The organism is Bacillus cereus group sp. MYBK15-3, from assembly GCF_051916765.1.
GTDB classification, from domain to species: domain Bacteria; phylum Bacillota; class Bacilli; order Bacillales; family Bacillaceae_G; genus Bacillus_A; species Bacillus_A cereus.
The window spans coordinates 51,201-63,531 of sequence record NZ_JBQAHG010000001.1 but is presented as its reverse complement, the minus strand read 5'-3'; the positions used below and the strand labels follow the sequence as shown (position 1 = coordinate 63,531).

The window sequence follows — 12,331 nt, the reverse complement described above, 5'->3', positions numbered from 1 at the left end:
CCACTACAACAATTTAGTTTTTAATGCTTCGGTATATTTCATAATCGCTTCGCGTAAAACGATTTTGGTGCCTTTTTCAAAAATTAAATCGTCCACGTTTGAAACTAATAAACATGTAGAAATCCCTAACTTTCGGACAATAATTAAGTCACAAGTTTTATGTTTAATTGCTTCATAATTTTCACGTAAAACTTGCAAAACCATTTTTCCTTCTTCTAAACTAATCTCTCCTGATTGCAGTAATTCTTCTAACATGTACACATAAAGAATATCTACAAATTGAAACTCTGCTCTTTTATTCGTTTGTTCTATGAAAAATTGTAAAACTGGTTCTGATGCAATCCCCTTGCATAAAATGTCTTCCTTTGTTAAAAGAATTTCTCTCACACTCGGCGAAAACATGTTTGCTAGTTCATCAAGTGATAAATCCTCTTTCATCGTTTGGATTTTATCGATACGCTCTAATATCTTTTCTTTCGGAAAAAATGTCTCTTGACCTGTAAACGTTGATTTTCGTACAAACCAATCTTCCGGAATTAAATTTTTTCTTTTCCACCTATATAACTGTCCGTATGAAATACCAGTTAGTTCTAATAAATCTTTTTTTGAAATTAAATCTGTACTCAACTGTATAACACTCCTTCCTGATAACAATGTAACATAACACTGTTACGCTGTAAATAGACTTTTATCACAAGTAGCGTAACAATGTGTAAAACAAACCTATTCCTACATACAAAAAAGGCTCTTACACACCTTATGAAAATGTGCAAAAGCCCTTATATATCAAGACTTAAACCAAATATTATAAAAATCAATCCAACCTTGTGAATTAATCATTATATTTTGAACTTTTTCATGTGTACTTACCTCTTGTTTATTACGATATAAAGGAATAATATGAATTTGACGTAACAAAGTATCCTCGATATCGCGTAACAGTGTAACTCTTTTCTCTAATTCTTCTTGTCTAAAATAAGGAGACAACTTTTCATGAAAGTCCATGCTGCTTTGTCCATGAATAAAACTATTTTTTGTAAGAAACATATATAATAGACTATCTTCTATTCGTTCACTGATTGTGGCACTATCATGCATCATATCGGCCTTTTGTATCGTACTTACTTCCAATAGCTCTTCTATATCAAGAAAATTATTTTCTACACGAATCCCATATTTCGCACACTCTTTTTGTATCCACTGTGCATCTTCAACATGATCTCGTCCTGTAAATGTGTAGAGTTGTAGCACTTCATTATGATAAGTACTCCTTTTAATTAAACTTTCTACATCTTCCTCAATCTCTACAATGCTTTCACCTGCTAATATTAGTTTTTTTGCCACTTCTCCACGTTCTCCGCCGAGTTCTTGAACGATTGTATAACCATGAATGATGTTATATAACGCTTTCCGAAATAACTCATCTTGCATTGGTCCTTCTTTCGTAAGATTACATGTTATATATGTCACGTTCGACTCAAGCCGAGACAATTCTTTATTATGTTTTTCTTTATCTTTATACTGCGCCTTTACTAAAACATCGTATGTACCTACACCTTGTTCTACATTCCACAACTCAACACGATCTAAAAAAGGTCTTTCACGAAAATATAAAGGATGTCCTTCTAAAATGAACAGATTTTCATTACTTTTATATAATTGAAAAGGCCCGGTTCCAATTAGCCCTCCTGCTTCATCTTCATTCACGATAGAACACTGTTCTGCACTTAGCATATGTAAAAACATTCGATTTTCTGTATGTAATTGAATTTCGAAAACGTAGTCATCCACTGAACGGATACTTTCAACGTGTTGTAACATCCATGCGTGTGCATTATTTTCCAGCTTTATAAATCGATTCAACGAGTATATAACATCATGTGCAGTAAGTTGTTTTCCATTATGAAAGTGAACTCCTTTTCGTAAGTAAAACGTCCATATTTTTTCAGCGTCATTATATTCCCAGTGAAATGCAAGTCTTGGCTCTATAATGTTTGTATTACCGTCTACATACACGAGTGTGTCGAATATATGTTTTACCATATGGCATTCTGAGCGCATTGTAGCGTATACAGGATCTAATGTGATATCTAAATTCATTTGTACTTGCAACCGGAGTACATCTCTTCTCCCTTCAGATGTCATTTCAACCTTATGACCAAATATTGAATCCACCCAGGAATGATATTCTCCCTTTACTGATGGAAAATGTGAGCTATAGCGTTCCACAAATATACTTCCGCTTTTCACATCCCCTTTTTTCGTTATTTCTTTTCCTCTATCTAAAATTAAAGATATCGGGTGCTTTTGAAATATTAACTTAGACCGATTTCCTCTGCCGCGACCTGGAAACCACTTGATCCAATTTAACTCATCTAATTTTTTTATAATTAACTTACTATTGCGCTCTGTACAAAATAATGTACCAGATATATTTTGCACTGTTACTTCCAATCGTTCTCCCTCTTTTTTTCCTTTTCCATAAGCAATCCATAGTTCAATGTATTGATCTAAAATAAACATCATACTCCCCCTAAAAGGTGAAAAATCCTCCCTATAGTCTCTACCCTTTTTCCAACTCTCCTTTCATCTTATCATTTCAATATAGAAAGGAGGAATTAATATTGAATTATCTCTTACTTCGTTACAATAAACCTATTTTTATTAGATTGTGTGGTGAATTATTAACCCGAACGACTGAATCTATGTTAGCTCTCATTATGATTATTTACGTCAATAAAATGTTAAACGGCAATGTAATAATAACTATGCTAATTTTCGGATTACAGCCACTTTCAGACATTTTATTTACACTTATTGCTGGAGGAATTACTGATAAATATGGCCGAAAAAAGATTATGTTACTCGGATTATTACTACAAGGTGTTGCAATCGGCAGTTTCGTTTTCGCTCAATCTGTTTTTATATTTGCACTGTTATATGTCATTAATGGTATTGGGCGTTCCTTATACATTCCAGCTCAGCGTGCACAAATTGCTGATTTAACAAAACAAGAGCAGCAAGCAGAAATTTTTGCTCTCCTACAAACGATGGGAGCAATTGGATCCGTAGTCGGCCCTTTAATCGGTGCATGTTTTTATAATACTCACCCAGAATATTTATTTATCGTGCAAAGTGTAACCCTTACGATATATGCCGTTGTTGTTTGGACCCAGCTCCCAGAAACCGTTCCACCTATGAGTAAGTCGAAACAAACAGTTGAGGCAAGTTCACCAAAGCAATTTATTTTTAAACACTATGCTATATTCGGTCTTATGGTTTCTACACTTCCTATTAGCTTTTTTTATGCACAAACTGAGACGAATTATCGTATTTTTGCAGAACATGTATTTCCTAATCTCGTATTCATACTCGCATTTATTTCAACATGCAAAGCCATTTTGGAAATCATACTACAAATCTTCCTCGTAAAATGGTCTGAACGATTTTCTATGGCGAAAATCATCCTTATTTCTTACGCCTGCTATACAATAGCTGCAGTTGGCTTTAGTTATTCAACGACGATATTGTCGTTATTCTTCACCTTACTCTTTTTAGTCATTGGAGAAAGTATTGCTCTAAACCACTTGTTACGATTCGTTTCAGAAATTGCACCTCACAATAAACGTGGTTTATATTTTTCAATTTACGGTATACACTGGGATATATCTCGAACGTGCGGACCAGTTATTGGTGCAGTTTTATTAAGTAATTTAAATGGAAGTATGCTGTTTTATATTTGTGCTAGTTTCTTATTAATTGGAGGTATTGTTCAAGCACTGTTTGTTCAAAATTTAGAACGTAAAAAAATCATGAACCAGCCTACACATAATTTATAGGTTACTACTTTTTCAGTAGATCAATATTTCTTGTTGGATGAATATTAAAAAACAAAAGTGAAGTATTTCGCGTATGAAAGTATGTTTTATATGGCAGGAGACGTTCCTTATTTACAACTAAAAACACCTCACTTAAGGAAAGTGAGGTGTTTTTGAAATCACTTAATTTCTTATCCTGCCATTTTATTAATACTATCCTCTGGTGAAAATACAGAAATATGATCTACCTTACCAGTCGATTTTGGAATGACAAATTTCAGCTCATACTGGTTATTTACTTTGTATACATATATTTTATCTTCACCATTCTCTTTAACTGAAGATGGTTTTCCTAATGCTTTTTCAATTTCTTGTAATGTAATCAATTTTAGTTCTGCATGATATGAGCGTACATCAAAAACTTGTGACCCTTTATTAAATCCGAAAACAATATTTTTATTTGTAAAAGTTGCGTACATTCCGTTCCCTGCATATTCGGTTTTATTTGCTTTCCCCCACGCTTTTTCAATTTCTTCAATATCCCCTGTATGGGCTCCAAATGGTACATTAGGTACTTTTCCTTCTTTTGCGAGTTCAAACAAATCTTTAACGTGGTTAATTGATTTTTGATTAAGTGTTCTATTTTTCGAATCTGGGTCAGGCGATGGTTTTGTTGTTTTTTCATTGCTTGGTTTTGCTTCAGGATTTTTCTGTTCTTCTGAAAAATTACTTTGTTCATTTTTATTATTTTCCGAGGTTGGATTTGTTTCCTTTTTTTCGTCTGTCCCTTTACATGCGACTAGCGCAAACATACATGTAAACACCAAAAATAACATAACTATTTTTAAATATATTTTCATCATTTTTACCCCCTATTGCATCTTATTCATTTCGTTAACCAACCCATTACACTACTTTTCAAATTATGTTTGTTCCAAAAAGTCAGTGCTTCACTCTCTCCAAAAGCTTGTACAAAATATATTACAAAAGCTGTTTCTAAAAAGTAACCAAGTCTGTTATATCCGAAGTAACTACCTCTTGATAAACGAAACCATTTTCATCTCCTTATTTAAACCTTCTCTTCTCAATGATAATATCCTCTATCTATAACTTAAAACATGCTCTCACAACAGCTCCTTGAAACAGAAAAAACCAGTAGGAAGTGATTACTCTTTTCCTACTGGTTAAAATAAAATTATACGGTAAATCTTAGCTTCTTAAAAAATGTAGCGATAGTATTTTTTACAGTTTCAAAATTATAAGCAAACGTGTTATCTCCACTTAATGATGAAATACATGTTAAACCTGCAGCTTTAATAAAAGCTTTTACATCTACAAGCATAAAATTAGCCTCCATGAATTTAATTACAATCATTATAACAGGTGTTTTACGATGCTAACATGAAAGTAATAAATAAATTTCTATTATTAATTTATCCCGCTATTTGCCGGGCAGTAAGATCCCCACCTCAAAATTCAGCGGAAACAAAGAAGTTAGGTGGGGGCCCTGCTGTCCGTAAAAGCCCGATTGGTGAGGGCTGATAATCAGTGGGGATGAACACCCCACTGATTAAAGTTTCACTTTATTTAGCTCACAGTACACCATTCCAATGTCATATAAAAAAGCTGCCCAAAAAGGGCAGCTTCAAATATGTATATTACACTTCGATTGATTTACCATCTTCAACAATATGATAAAGTAAATGCGCTAAATGATGAATTGGACCGTATTCTTCCTCTTCCTCATCTGTTTCACCTTGGAACTCAAGATCGTTTAAGTACAGTGCTAAAAATTGATAGTATAGTTTTAAATCAAATCCGTAGCACGCAGTTGGCTCTTCATGATCACCTTCGTATTGTAACATTAAGTATTGATCGTTTCCTTCTGCATCTTCTGCATCAAAGAATACGAAGAATCCAACGTTTGTATCTAAATCAAATAGATGACGAGTGCCTTTTTCTGTTGCTTTGTTAAAGTCCTCTTCACTTAATTTATGTACTGTTGTCGCTTTAGCATTATCTTCTTGATGGAAATTTACTGTGAATGTTTTCAATGCTGACACCTCCTGATTGTATAATACTAGCATAACATATAAAAAGGACTGCTTACAAATGTAAACAGTCCTTACATTCATTTTCGCATTGCTCGTAATAAGAAGCTTACGATGAAAATTAAAATGATCGCACCGATTAAAGCTGGAATAATTGCATATCCGCCAATGACTGGACCAAAACTACCAAGTAATTTCGAACCAACCCAAGAACCGATAATACCAGCAATAATATTACCTATTACACCACCAGGTACGTCCTTTCCAGTAATTAAGCTCGCAAGCCACCCTAATATACCACCGACGATTAAAGACCAAATCATATAATAACCTCCTTTACATTTCACCAATCAAAATATAATTAGAAACAATTGCTTACCATTAGTTATGTGACATTTTTCATAAGTTATTCATGTTGTTCAACTTTAAGATTTTTGAGAATAATACACACAGATTAAACCTTTTTTGAACTAACGATTTATCCGACTTGTTATTACACACATTAAGGACAATCTGGCTTCAATATTGTTCGCATAAACTCTTCTTTAAAAGCTGCATAGTTAAAACCAACAGCAATTCTTTGAATCGGCCGATCATCAAACCTTGTTGGCTCAGCTATTTTTCTAAAGTCTGCTACACTTTGGCCCCTAGTCACATCATTTGTCGTACTAATCCACACTGCCGATTTTTTATATTCGAAAATACTGTCATTTATAAACGAGATAAACGGTAGTAAATCGTGTATAGGACTTCCACCAATACCCGGATATTCTTTTTTATAAAAGTTCTCATAATAAAAATCAATCATTGGTTTAATGAGTTTCGCCTGTCCAGTTCCTTGTTTATCTATTATATTGGCCATTTCAGGTGTTATAAGCGCGCCCTGTGTTACATTTAACGGGTATATGCTAGCGTTTTTCGCATATTTCATAACAATATTTGCTGCAATTGGATCACCATAAAAATTCGCTTCAGATACAGGTGTAACATTACCTGGAAATAGGAAAGCGCCGCCCATTATATAATACGAACAAATACGATCCATTATATTTGGATACAATAAAAATAACGTAGCAAGCGTCGTTAGTCTCCCTGTCGCCACAATTATAATATCTTCTGGACAAGGTTCGATTAATTTGATTAATTCACAAAAATTTTCTCGTTTACAAATTCTCATCTCAGGTGGAATAATAGGACCTAAACCGTGATCCCCGTGGATTTCAGGGAAAAACAAAGGCTCTTCAGCTGTCATCGGTCTACTCGCACCTTCAATAATTTTCACTTGTGTAGCATAGTACCTTTCTAAAAAATAAACATTTTCCGTAACAATATCTCGTGATACATTCCCGTACTCAGCAACAATACCTAGAATATCTAATTTACATGTTTTATTTGCATAAATTAACGCTACGGCGTCATCAATACCAAAGTCTCCAAAAAAGATAATTTTCTTATTAACTATTCTCACCCCTCTTGAGCATAATCTACTATTATTATTATGTGAAAAAGACAAGGCGGTGAAACAGCGCAAACTAAAAAAGCCGCCTATTTATTGGCGACTTCAATCTTTTTATAAGACAAATATGCAAGTACATTTTTACTTGAATCGTATTTCGGGTTATTTCCTTTTCTCGGCTCTCTCATATGTGTCTTTTCAAATCCAGGAATGTCTGGCATTTTCCCCATAAATTCAAGCATTTCTTCCTCAGTACCTTCAATGCGTACACGAATCATTATAACTATTCCTCAATTCTCAGTTTCTCTGTACTAAGTATATCGTACTTCAGAAAGACTGCAACACATTTATCTTTTTAACGTTATACTTTTTTTACATATAAACATAGCCATTTCAGTATAGAACGATTCTACTTTATTATTTTTAAATTGAATATTAAAATATTCCTTCATTTCGTTTGGTGCTTTCATCATACATTCTGTTAATTTTTCACGCTTTTGTAAAGGGACATCCATCATATTACACCACCAGTCAAAATCAAACTTCTTATCAAAAGTAAGACATGACTGCATTTGCAAACCATTTTTTTCTAATAAAGTAAGCCATTCTGTCTTTTTTAGAGCTCGTTCATGACTTGGGTCACGCTTTTTTTCTATAAAATTATAAAATGTATCATATTCATTATTTTCTGGCGAAACATTATCTATTAAGATGAATAATCCATTATCCTCCAACGTACGATTTACTTCATAAATAAATTGAGCCGGACTCGTAAAATGATGGGCTGCAATCCGGCATGTAATTGTATCAAAAAAATGGTCTGCAAATGGTAAATTCTCTGCATTTCCTGCTACAAAAGATACATTTTCATGACCATTCTGCTTTATAAAAACTTTTGCTTTTTCTAACATCTGTTCTGTTAAATCAAGTGCAACTACTTCTTCAAACATAGGTGCTAACATATTTGCCACATGCCCGCCACCAGTAGCAACATCAAGAAGACGATTATTATGACGAGACTCAACTTGTTGAACTACATATTGTAAATCCAGTCCTTTAGCATGTATTTTACTATTTACATATTTATCTGCATTGCTGCCAAACTGTTTTTTCACAAGCTCTTCTTTACTCATATTATCATCTTCTTTCTATTGTTATTTACATATACAACTCATATAATTACTACAATTCTCTTAATGTATTTTCAAATCCTCTTTTCATCTCACTTCTTATCATATTTACCTTTCATTAAAATAATATAATTTCGCATTTTATTATTAAACAAAAAAAAAGCTATGGGAACTTCCCCCTAACCTGAATAAATATTTACTACATTTTTATTTCTTCGTATATATCTATATAATATAAATCCTCTTTCAACTTCATAATAACATCTACTTCGTTATAAGTAGCCTCACGAGCATGTAAACCAAATTGATCCATACCAATCCATATCCACCCAGGTGTAAGATATAAAACATCTATATTAAAATAATCTAACTTAGTAAGCTCCGATGTAATAAATTTATCTTTATTAGCGATTTGTTTATCTATTAAACCGTATTCTTTCCCATTTTCAAATAGCGATATAAATTTCCCTACAATCGGATGTTCACGAACAATAAAATGATATTCTTTTTCCTCTATATTTACCACAATCAAACGAGAAACAGATAAATCAGGCCCTGAATTCGACATATTTGTTTATTCACCTCCTTATATAGGCTTCTTTAATATGATAACAAATGAATATTCAAATTAAGTTAATATAATGTAAAAAATAAAAAAGCTGATTTCCCTTTAGAAATCAGCCTTTATAATTTGATCAACTTTATTCTTTTACAAATTATTATAATGTTTCTTTTTCCTCATCATTTCCAGAAACTAAATTTCCTATAGCATCCGCTGTTACTTCCACTACAAATTCACAAATACCAGCTACAACTTCTCCAATTATTTCATCCATCTTTTTACCCCCTTATTTTATGTAACCTATTTGCATTATAGAAGAAACTGGTAAATATAAACTATCGAAAAAGGTGACATAAACCTTACAGAATTGTAAGCTCTTTCATTCCTTTACTTATCCCCTTTGAAACTCCAAGTATTTTTAGCAGACATATAGGCCATCATAATATGAAGTAAGTAATAATCTAGTGTCAGGAGGCGTTTAATATGTATTACGTAAAATTAATTAAAGGTCAATCTTTCTACGCTTTTGATCATCGTTTCTTAGTGTCTGAAGAAGAAGAGGTTTCAGAGAAAATTTATAATTACTTGCGACGTAATGAATTTTTTGAAGTACGTAAAGAAGAATATTCTGCTTAATTACAAAAAGCATTAAGAAAAATATCATCTTATTGTGATATATTCTTAATGCTTTTATGTGAATTTCTTCTTTTCAATAATTATTGTTGACTCTATTAAATAATCCAGTATTTGTCCAAGCTAATTCTTCACTATTTTCATATTCTAGTATATGAGGAGGTGAAGAATATGACTCATATCATTGATTACCAAGCTACTCAGCCTATAAGTAAAACTGGTGAAACAACTTTTGCAATCCCAGCTTCTCCAAATAAAGCAATTTTAGCAAATTTAAAATTGAGAATTTCAAGTAGAGATTCACGAAATAATCGAGTAGAATTAATCGCTACAATTGGTGTAGAAGGTATAACTGAGACTTCACAAGTTTTATTCCGAATTTTCCGTGATAACATTGAAATTTTTAATGCACAAGTAGGTATTGAATCTACAGATTCTGAACAATTCTACGTACAAACATTTCAAGCTATAGATCAAAACGTTAGCAGTGGAACACACGAATATTCATTAACTGTTGAAAACCTTACTAGTGGTGCAAGCGCAGAAGTTGTTGGCCCATTATCTTTTAGCGCTTTAGCTATTGGACAAGAGCGTAAATGTTGCTAAGTGAATCTAATATTTAATTTTGTACTTGAGAAAAGCGAGGCGTAGTTATACGTTCTTGCTTTTTTATATGTATCCTTACTTTCTATTAGCTTTAATCATAAATTTTTTACGTTTTGATTCACTTATTTCATCAATTAACACATCAAATTTTTGACAAATCAAAAAGATTGAAATCCAATTATGAAACACGTAATATAGACTCTGACTCTAAAAAAGTTCGTATGAAAATAATGCATAAATAAGGAGGTTTTATATACGAGTTTTTCATTTTTAAAAGACGGAGAGGTTTTATGTTATGTGGCGTAATAAAAACGTTTGGATTGTTCTAATTGGGGAGTTTATTGCAGGTCTAGGATTATGGCTTGGTATTCTTGGCAACCTTGAATTTATGCAAAAATATGTCCCTTCTGATTTCATGAAATCAGTTATATTATTTATCGGACTATTAGCCGGTGTTCTAGTTGGACCTATGGCTGGCCGTGTCATCGATCAGTATGAAAAGAAAAAAGTTCTTCTTTACGCTGGGTTTGGTCGAGTTTTAAGTGTTATTTTCATGTTTTTTGCTATTCAATTTGAAAGTATCGCATTTATGATCGCATTTATGGTTGCTCTTCAAATTTCAGCAGCATTTTATTTCCCTGCATTACAATCTGTAATTCCACTCATCGTACGTGAGCATGAGTTATTACAAATGAACGGTGTACATATGAATGTTGGTACAATTGCTCGTATTGCAGGCACTTCACTAGGTGGAATTCTTTTAGTTGTGATGAGTTTACAGTACATGTATGCCTTCTCAATGGCAGCATACGCCTTATTATTCCTCTCGACTTTCTTCCTACAATTCGAAGACAAGAAATCAACAACACCAAGTAAACAAGCTGCAAAAGATAATAGCTTTATGGAAGTATTTCGTATTTTAAAAGGAATTCCTATTGCTTTTACAGCACTTATATTAAGTATCATCCCTCTATTATTTATAGCTGGGTTTAATTTAATGGTTATTAACATTAGCGAAATGCAACATGATCCTACGATTAAAGGGTTCATATATACAATTGAAGGTGTCGCATTTATGTTAGGTGCCTTCGTAATTAAACGTCTATCTGATCATTTCAAACCTGAAAAATTACTATATTTCTTCGCAGTTTGTACTGCTTTTGCACATCTGTCATTGTTCTTTAGCGATATAAAATGGATGGCTCTTACATCATTTGGTTTGTTTGGGTTTAGTGTTGGCTGCTTCTTCCCTATTATGTCGACGATTTTCCAAACGAAAGTGGAAAAAAGTTATCACGGTCGCCTCTTCTCATTCCGTAATATGTTTGAGAGGGTTATGTTCCAAATCGTCTTACTTGGCACAGGCTTCTTCTTAGATACAATTGGGTTACAATATATGGTTCTCATCTTTGGAGTCGTTTCATTATTGATTATTTCTATTTCCCTTTCTAAGCAGAAACATTATGAAAAACAGCATTCGCAATCTGCAAATTTATAAAATAAACAAAGAAGTATGGGTCTAATATTGAATCCATACTTCTTTGTTTTATAATACGCCTATTTATTACGTTTATTGAAATTACCTAAAGGAGTATCCCCCTTTTATTTCGAATAGATTATAAAAAGTACTCTTTATAAAAGGAGTGGTAAAATGTCTGATGGCATCGAAGTATTTATTGTCCTGCTCTTTGCAATTGCTCTGTTTAGCATCCTAAACTTTTTAGCCATTTCCTTATCTGGACATAGTTTTAAAAAAAGAATCGTGGCAGGTTTCATATTTTTACTACTGACTCCCATTATCTTTTTGACTATCGCAACATTTGCTTCTATATTCGATAAAGCAGGATTTGGCGCAGGTACGTTAGCCTTTATGACCGCAAGCGTATATATATTAAATGGAATAGTGATTCTGCTTTCCTCTTTATTTATCCTCAAAAAAGACATAACATAGGCTATAGTACTAGCATGAATCTGACTTTACACTAGATTCATGCTTATTTAATTTCTCCTAAATTTTTATATGAAATTAAATAATTCTTTAAAAAAATTTAAACTTTATTTATTATAATATCCCT

General features: G+C 32.7%; 15 protein-coding genes and 1 pseudogene. 5 read left to right on the top strand and 11 right to left on the bottom strand.

Annotated elements, in window-relative coordinates:
- Positions 1 to 3 precede the first annotated feature (3 nt).
- The gene (locus ACTFR8_RS00360) at positions 4 to 627 is read right to left on the bottom strand and encodes a YhbD family protein (protein ID WP_000102238.1); all 624 of its coding nucleotides are present in this window, start codon (positions 625 to 627) and stop codon (positions 4 to 6) included.
- A 159-nt stretch (positions 628 to 786) separates the two neighbouring features.
- Positions 787 to 2,523: an SgrR family transcriptional regulator gene (locus tag ACTFR8_RS00355; RefSeq protein WP_000470198.1), complete on the bottom strand. Its 1,737-nt coding sequence runs from the start codon at positions 2,521 to 2,523 to the stop codon at positions 787 to 789.
- Positions 2,524 to 2,624: 101 nt separating this feature from the next.
- Here ACTFR8_RS00355 and ACTFR8_RS00350 point away from each other — a divergent pair, with 101 nt between their 5' ends.
- On the top strand, positions 2,625 to 3,839 hold the full coding sequence (locus ACTFR8_RS00350; RefSeq protein ID WP_119781653.1) for an MDR family MFS transporter: 1,215 nt from the start codon (positions 2,625 to 2,627) through the stop codon (positions 3,837 to 3,839).
- Positions 3,840 to 4,009: 170 nt separating this feature from the next.
- Here the strand turns inward: ACTFR8_RS00350 and ACTFR8_RS00345 are convergent, their stop codons facing one another.
- The 9 genes and pseudogenes from ACTFR8_RS00345 to ACTFR8_RS00305 form a co-directional block, all read right to left on the bottom strand.
- Positions 4,010 to 4,681: a YjgB family protein gene (locus ACTFR8_RS00345; RefSeq protein ID WP_002098287.1), complete on the bottom strand. Its 672-nt coding sequence runs from the start codon at positions 4,679 to 4,681 to the stop codon at positions 4,010 to 4,012.
- A gap of 23 nt (positions 4,682 to 4,704) precedes the next feature.
- Positions 4,705 to 4,875, bottom strand: a pseudogene (locus tag ACTFR8_RS00340) (aminopeptidase); the annotation flags it as partial.
- A gap of 138 nt (positions 4,876 to 5,013) precedes the next feature.
- Positions 5,014 to 5,160, bottom strand: a complete 147-nt coding sequence (locus ACTFR8_RS00335) for a hypothetical protein (protein WP_000959548.1) — start codon at positions 5,158 to 5,160, stop codon at positions 5,014 to 5,016.
- 316 nt (positions 5,161 to 5,476) lie between these two features.
- Positions 5,477 to 5,872, bottom strand: a complete 396-nt coding sequence (locus tag ACTFR8_RS00330) for a hypothetical protein (protein ID WP_000847587.1) — start codon at positions 5,870 to 5,872, stop codon at positions 5,477 to 5,479.
- A gap of 77 nt (positions 5,873 to 5,949) precedes the next feature.
- Positions 5,950 to 6,192: a GlsB/YeaQ/YmgE family stress response membrane protein gene (locus ACTFR8_RS00325; RefSeq protein ID WP_000638306.1), complete on the bottom strand. Its 243-nt coding sequence runs from the start codon at positions 6,190 to 6,192 to the stop codon at positions 5,950 to 5,952.
- A 179-nt stretch (positions 6,193 to 6,371) separates the two neighbouring features.
- On the bottom strand, positions 6,372 to 7,337 hold the full coding sequence (locus tag ACTFR8_RS00320) for a nucleoside hydrolase (RefSeq protein ID WP_001223681.1): 966 nt from the start codon (positions 7,335 to 7,337) through the stop codon (positions 6,372 to 6,374).
- A 77-nt stretch (positions 7,338 to 7,414) separates the two neighbouring features.
- Positions 7,415 to 7,603: a DUF3970 family protein gene (locus tag ACTFR8_RS00315; protein ID WP_000621885.1), complete on the bottom strand. Its 189-nt coding sequence runs from the start codon at positions 7,601 to 7,603 to the stop codon at positions 7,415 to 7,417.
- A gap of 69 nt (positions 7,604 to 7,672) precedes the next feature.
- Positions 7,673 to 8,458 carry a class I SAM-dependent methyltransferase gene (locus tag ACTFR8_RS00310; RefSeq protein ID WP_000031303.1) on the bottom strand — a complete coding sequence of 262 codons (786 nt, stop codon included), beginning with the start codon at positions 8,456 to 8,458 and terminating at the stop codon, positions 7,673 to 7,675.
- Positions 8,459 to 8,654: 196 nt separating this feature from the next.
- Complete coding sequence (locus tag ACTFR8_RS00305; RefSeq protein WP_000071478.1) at positions 8,655 to 9,023, bottom strand: hypothetical protein; 369 nt, start codon at positions 9,021 to 9,023, stop codon at positions 8,655 to 8,657.
- 477 nt (positions 9,024 to 9,500) lie between these two features.
- Here ACTFR8_RS00305 and ACTFR8_RS00300 point away from each other — a divergent pair, with 477 nt between their 5' ends.
- From ACTFR8_RS00300 to ACTFR8_RS00285, 4 genes are all read left to right on the top strand, one after another.
- Positions 9,501 to 9,653: a YqbF domain-containing protein gene (locus ACTFR8_RS00300; protein ID WP_000291905.1), complete on the top strand. Its 153-nt coding sequence runs from the start codon at positions 9,501 to 9,503 to the stop codon at positions 9,651 to 9,653.
- A gap of 168 nt (positions 9,654 to 9,821) precedes the next feature.
- Complete coding sequence (gene exsC, locus ACTFR8_RS00295; RefSeq protein ID WP_000148797.1) at positions 9,822 to 10,256, top strand: exosporium protein ExsC; 435 nt, start codon at positions 9,822 to 9,824, stop codon at positions 10,254 to 10,256.
- 295 nt (positions 10,257 to 10,551) lie between these two features.
- Entirely contained in the window at positions 10,552 to 11,754 is a 1,203-nt protein-coding gene (locus ACTFR8_RS00290; protein ID WP_000269261.1) for an MFS transporter, read from the top strand.
- 153 nt (positions 11,755 to 11,907) lie between these two features.
- On the top strand, positions 11,908 to 12,207 hold the full coding sequence (locus ACTFR8_RS00285; protein WP_001279464.1) for a hypothetical protein: 300 nt from the start codon (positions 11,908 to 11,910) through the stop codon (positions 12,205 to 12,207).
- Positions 12,208 to 12,331 lie beyond the last annotated feature (124 nt).

Bases quoted from the DNA above. Each gene is read 5' to 3' on its own strand.
- ACTFR8_RS00290 (WP_000269261.1), top strand. From the start codon at position 10,552: ATGTGGCGTAATAAAAACGTTTGGATTGTTCTAATTGGGGAGTTTATT.
- ACTFR8_RS00335 (WP_000959548.1), bottom strand. From the start codon at position 5,160: ATGCTTGTAGATGTAAAAGCTTTTATTAAAGCTGCAGGTTTAACATGT.
- ACTFR8_RS00285 (WP_001279464.1), top strand. From the start codon at position 11,908: ATGTCTGATGGCATCGAAGTATTTATTGTCCTGCTCTTTGCAATTGCT.
- ACTFR8_RS00310 (WP_000031303.1), bottom strand. From the start codon at position 8,458: ATGAGTAAAGAAGAGCTTGTGAAAAAACAGTTTGGCAGCAATGCAGAT.
- ACTFR8_RS00345 (WP_002098287.1), bottom strand. From the start codon at position 4,681: ATGATGAAAATATATTTAAAAATAGTTATGTTATTTTTGGTGTTTACA.
- ACTFR8_RS00315 (WP_000621885.1), bottom strand. From the start codon at position 7,603: ATGATTCGTGTACGCATTGAAGGTACTGAGGAAGAAATGCTTGAATTT.
- ACTFR8_RS00355 (WP_000470198.1), bottom strand. From the start codon at position 2,523: ATGTTTATTTTAGATCAATACATTGAACTATGGATTGCTTATGGAAAA.
- ACTFR8_RS00325 (WP_000638306.1), bottom strand. From the start codon at position 6,192: ATGATTTGGTCTTTAATCGTCGGTGGTATATTAGGGTGGCTTGCGAGC.
- exsC (WP_000148797.1), top strand. From the start codon at position 9,822: ATGACTCATATCATTGATTACCAAGCTACTCAGCCTATAAGTAAAACT.
- ACTFR8_RS00300 (WP_000291905.1), top strand. From the start codon at position 9,501: ATGTATTACGTAAAATTAATTAAAGGTCAATCTTTCTACGCTTTTGAT.
- ACTFR8_RS00305 (WP_000071478.1), bottom strand. From the start codon at position 9,023: ATGTCGAATTCAGGGCCTGATTTATCTGTTTCTCGTTTGATTGTGGTA.